Annotated in this window: 4 protein-coding genes; all 4 read right to left on the bottom strand. The window is 45.8% G+C overall.

Going from position 1 to position 4,612, the window contains the following annotated elements:
- Positions 1-39: 39 nt before the first annotated feature.
- The gene (locus QVO39_RS02420) at positions 40-543 is read right to left on the bottom strand and encodes an OmpH/Skp family outer membrane protein (protein WP_021902866.1); all 504 of its coding nucleotides are present in this window, start codon (positions 541-543) and stop codon (positions 40-42) included.
- A 64-nt stretch (positions 544-607) separates the two neighbouring features.
- Positions 608-1,153, bottom strand: coding sequence for an OmpH/Skp family outer membrane protein (locus QVO39_RS02415; protein ID WP_021902865.1), 546 nt, complete (start codon positions 1,151-1,153; stop codon positions 608-610).
- Between the two features lie 55 nt (positions 1,154-1,208).
- Positions 1,209-4,022, bottom strand: a complete 2,814-nt coding sequence (gene bamA, locus QVO39_RS02410; protein WP_021902864.1) for an outer membrane protein assembly factor BamA — start codon at positions 4,020-4,022, stop codon at positions 1,209-1,211.
- Between the two features lie 7 nt (positions 4,023-4,029).
- Positions 4,030-4,612, bottom strand: a 583-nt coding sequence (uppS, locus tag QVO39_RS02405) for a polyprenyl diphosphate synthase (RefSeq protein ID WP_288171613.1), incomplete at its 5' end; no start/stop codon positions are given.

The following is a 4,612-nucleotide window of genomic DNA, read 5'->3' as shown; positions in this document are numbered from 1 at the left end:
CTGTAGTGAGTAGCCTCTATCTATGTATGCTTCAATGGTTTATAGCCCTAGCTTTGCTCTTACCTTGGCAGTAGCATCAATGGCTGTGCTATTATTCATAAATATCACTGTGGATGCATCGACGATGTAGGTGTAGTTATTTTCATTACCTACTGCTGCGATGGCCTCTTGCACCTTTTTCTGGATAGGAGTGAGTAGCTCAACTTGCTTCTTTTGGTAGTCTTGCTGTGCTACTTGCTGAAGATCCTCAATACGCTTAGCAAGGTCTTGAAGCTCTTGCTCACGACGGGTGCGGATTGTCTCTAGCAAACCTTCACGCTCTGCAGCATAAGATTCGTACTTCTTTTGGAACTCCTCTTGCATTGCTACGTGAGTATCCTCGTACTTCTTGAGTAGATTGTCTAGCTCAGTCTGCATTGCCTTTGTCTCTGGCATTTGTGTAATGATCGAGGTCACGTCGACAATTGCTATCTTCTGCTCTTGAGCTAGCATAGCAAGTGGTAGAGCCACTAGGGCTACTAGAGTCATTAAAATTTTCTTCATCTCTAATTCTTATTCTATAAGGGTTAGTATATTCTCTTATTATGTTCTTGGCAAATGTACCTATTTATTCTGAGTATCCGAGTACGGTGAGTACATCATTACTAATATCGGCTTTAGGATCGGCGTAGATGATGCTACCTACTGAGCTAGCGCGATCAAAGACAATCTGGTAACCACGACGCTCTGAGATGAGTTTAACCGCTTGGTAGATGTTGTCTTGGATAGGCTTGATGAGCTTCTCTTGTAGCTTCATTGCTTCACCGTTTCTGCCGAAGTATTTATTCTGTAGCTCTGCAGCTTTTTCCTCTACTTGCACGATGGCATTCTCACGCTTTACACGGTCGTCGGCTGTCATCTTGTCGTAGTCTTTCTGGTATTTGACATAGAGTTGCTTAGCTTGCTCATTGAGTTGGTTGATCTCTTTGTTCCACTCCTTTGCCTTTTTCTCTATCTCCTCGGTGCCCGACTTGTATTGTGGTATCTGCTCCGTGAGATACTGCATATCTATAAGAGCGTAGTTGCGTGCCGAAGCATCTTGTGCTTTTGCTCCTGTGAAGGCTAGTGCCATCACTGCTAGGGCGGTAATCAGTCTTATGAGGTTCTTTTTCATATTCAATCCTTTCGTCTAATGGTGAATAATATATTGACTACTTACTGGTAGTTGATTAGAACTGCTGACCTAGGATAAAGTGGATATTGCTCCCTCCCTTTGTGCCACTGCCATCGGGCCTATCAAATCCATAACCCCAGTCGATTCCCATCAATCCTACCATTGGTAGCATAAATCTGACGCCAATTCCGGCCGAGCGTTTAAGTTGGAATGGATTCATATCCTGAATTCTCTCCCACGCATTACCAGCTTCGGCGAAGGTGTGGATCCAAATCATGGTGCTATTTTCTGAAACTACTGGGTAGCGTAGCTCCATAAAGAACTTGCTATAAGCATAGGCTCCCCTGCCGCTACCTCCAGCGATACTACCATTCTTGTAACCACGAAGACCTACCATTTCATTGAGATAGCCAGTATAATATCCGCTCATACCGTCACCTCCCATATAGTAGGTACCAAATGGTGAGCGCTTATTGGCGTTGTAGCTACCGATGATACCCGACTCGGCACTAAACATCAGCACTGGTGTGCGTTTGTTGACCGAAGGATCCAGAAGTGGTATGTACACCTGACCCTTTCCTTTGATTTTGTAGTACTCAATAAACCTATTGCGATCTGCGTCGGAAAGCTTAGGATCGGAGTAGTCTTTCCCATCAAAGAGAGAGTAGGGAAGTGTAGAGGTGAGGTTGAGGGTAAAGTCGGAGCCCATCCTGGTGTAGATTGGGTTGTCGATAGAGCTACGAGATAGGGTAAGGCTAAGGTTGATATCATTAGCTGTACCATTACTCATCCCAAAGTTGTAGTAGATAGAGCTCCAATTCTTCATACGGTACATAGTGTAGTTGATACCAGCTTGGAACTGGAAGCGGTCATCGGGCCAGGTAAGTCGCTTACCATAAGCAACGCTCAGGCCTAGCATATCCAGTGTCTTATCAGGGTCATAAGCACTCTCGTACAGTGCTTGATACTGCTCCTGCATCATGCCGTACCCATAGCCATAACCTGGATAACCGCCGTAGCCACCATATCCTCCGTAGCCATAGCCACCATACCCACCGTAACCACCATAGCCGTAGCCGGGGTAACCGCCATAGCCATATCCATAACCTCCATAGCCGTATGGGTTATATTGCTGAAGGGTAGACATTTGGTTGTTGAAATAGCGACGGTTGATATCTGTCTGCCTACTGTAGGAGGCGGAGATGCTTAGCATATTCGGACGCTTACGACCAAACCATGGGTCCATAAACTGTATGCTATAGCTCTGATAGTATCTAGCATTGGTCTGAGCTCTTAGAGCAAGGGTTTGTCCGTCGCCTCTTGGGAGAAAGCCTTTGTAGGAGGAGGGGTTGAAGAGGTTACGCATTGAGAAGTTGCTGAACTTCAATCCCGCCATCAATATCAATCCCGATTGGCTCCAGCCGATAGAGAGCTCCACTTGGTCATTGCTCTTAGGTACAAGGTTCCACGCTATATCTACGGTACCGCTATCCTCATTAGGGATAATCTCTGGAGCAATCTTTTCTTGGTCGAAGTGACCCATGTTATTGATCTGCTCCATGGTACGAATGATATAGTCGCGATTGAAAAGCATCCCTGGCTTAGTGTAAAGCTCACGCCTTACTACCTCCTCATATACGTGGTCGTTTCCACTTATGATCACCTTATTGATAGTGGCTGGCTTGCCCTCGTGGATGCGGATATCTAGGCTCACTGAGTCGCCCTTCACCTCCGTCTCAATAGGGGTCATATTGGCAAAGAGGTAGCCGTTATTAGAGTAGATATTGTAGATGGCGTCCTCGTCAGTGGTCATACGCTCTTTGAGCTTCTTCTGATCGTAGATGTCGCCCTTCTCCATATCTAGAAGTCTTGCCAAGTCCTCAGTTGTGTACTTGGTATTTCCTACAAAGTTAATGTCCTTTATGTAGTACCTCTTACCCTCATTGATATGTATATCAATATTGATCCGCTTGTCATCGGCACGGTAGATGCTATCTTTGATGATTTCAGCATCACGATATCCGTATGCGTGGTAGAGGTCAATGATATTATTGAGGTCCGCTTTGTAGTCCTCTTGCACAAACTTCTTTTGGCTAAAGATCTCCAAGATACTCGGGATGAAGTTCTTGAAAAGGTTGAAGCGCTCATTGGTCTTCTTCATCGCCTTTCTCAGCTGATTGTCCGATAGCATTTCATTGCCGTAGAAGTGGATCTGCTGTACCTTAGTCTTGGTGTTTTTCTCTACATCAAAGATCAATTGCACAAAACCCTCCTTGTCTGGGTCGGGGATGGTTCGGCTTTCTACCGTTGCCGTGCTAAATCCCTTAGCATCAAAGAAGCGCTTAATCTCTATCTCAGCCCGATTGATGATATTAGGAGTGGCTTGTACCCCTTCTTGTAGAGCGAGTAACTTACCTTTCTTTAGGTCGTCTGCTTCGCCCTTCTTTACGCCATTGATCTGTAGCTTAGAGAGTCGTGGGTGTTCAGCGATATTGATGGTTAGCCATACCGAGTCGCCTTCAATCTTAGAGGCAGAGATACCTACTTCGCTAAATAGTCCATTGCGTACATAATTTTGCACCGCTTGGGTGATCTCTTCTCCAGGAATGGCAACCCTTTGCCCCACCTTGAGCCCAGAGATGTTGATCACCACTTGTCGGTCGTAGCTTTTATTACCTACGAGGTCAATTCCTGCTATCACCTTATTGGTAGGTCGAGCATAGGAGACTACTGGTGTATCGGTGTGGTCTTGGGCTTGCAGACTTGGTAGCATCACGCAACCTAGCGTTACAGCTGCTACAAGTCGGTATAGTTGTTTTATGGTCATGGCTTTATCTATTATTTTGCCCCACATTATCATCTTCCTCATTATATACTTATCTCTCTATCTTTCTATCACTTACCTGCTCGCCTGTTTTCCCGAACCGTCTTTCTCTCTGCTGGAAGTCAAGTATCGCTTTGAATAGTTCTTCCTTCCCAAAGTCAGGCCAAAAGGTGGGGGTAAAATAGAGCTCGGTATAGGCCAATTGCCAAAGTAGGAAGTTGCTAATCCGATACTCCCCACCAGTGCGAATCAGCAGGTCTGGATCCGACAGCGTTGGTAGGTACAGATTCTCTGAAAAGAGCTTTTCATCAATCTCCGTGCATCCCTTTTTGACTAATTGCTTGGCGGCATGTATGAGCTCCGACCTGCCAGAGTAGTTAATTGCCAATACTACCTGGCAACCAGTATTAGAGGCGGTCTCCTCTATCGCCATTTGTAATGCTTCACGAGGCTCTTTAGGGAGCTCCGCCATATTTCCGAGTACCTCTAGACGTATATTATTACTCTTCAGTTCTTCTAGTTCGTTGCCCACTGCTGTCACAAGTAGCCTCATCAAAGTTTCCACCTCCTCTTGCGGCCTTTTCCAATTCTCCTCCGAAAAGGTGTATAGCGTGAGCGTCTTCACCCCAAGCTCG

The organism is Porphyromonas sp. CAG:1061, assembly GCF_000435035.1.
Taxonomy (GTDB): Bacteria; Bacteroidota; Bacteroidia; order Bacteroidales; family Porphyromonadaceae; genus Porphyromonas_A; species Porphyromonas_A somerae.
The sequence above is the reverse complement of the archived record's forward strand: the minus strand, read 5'-3'. Positions and strand labels throughout refer to the sequence as shown.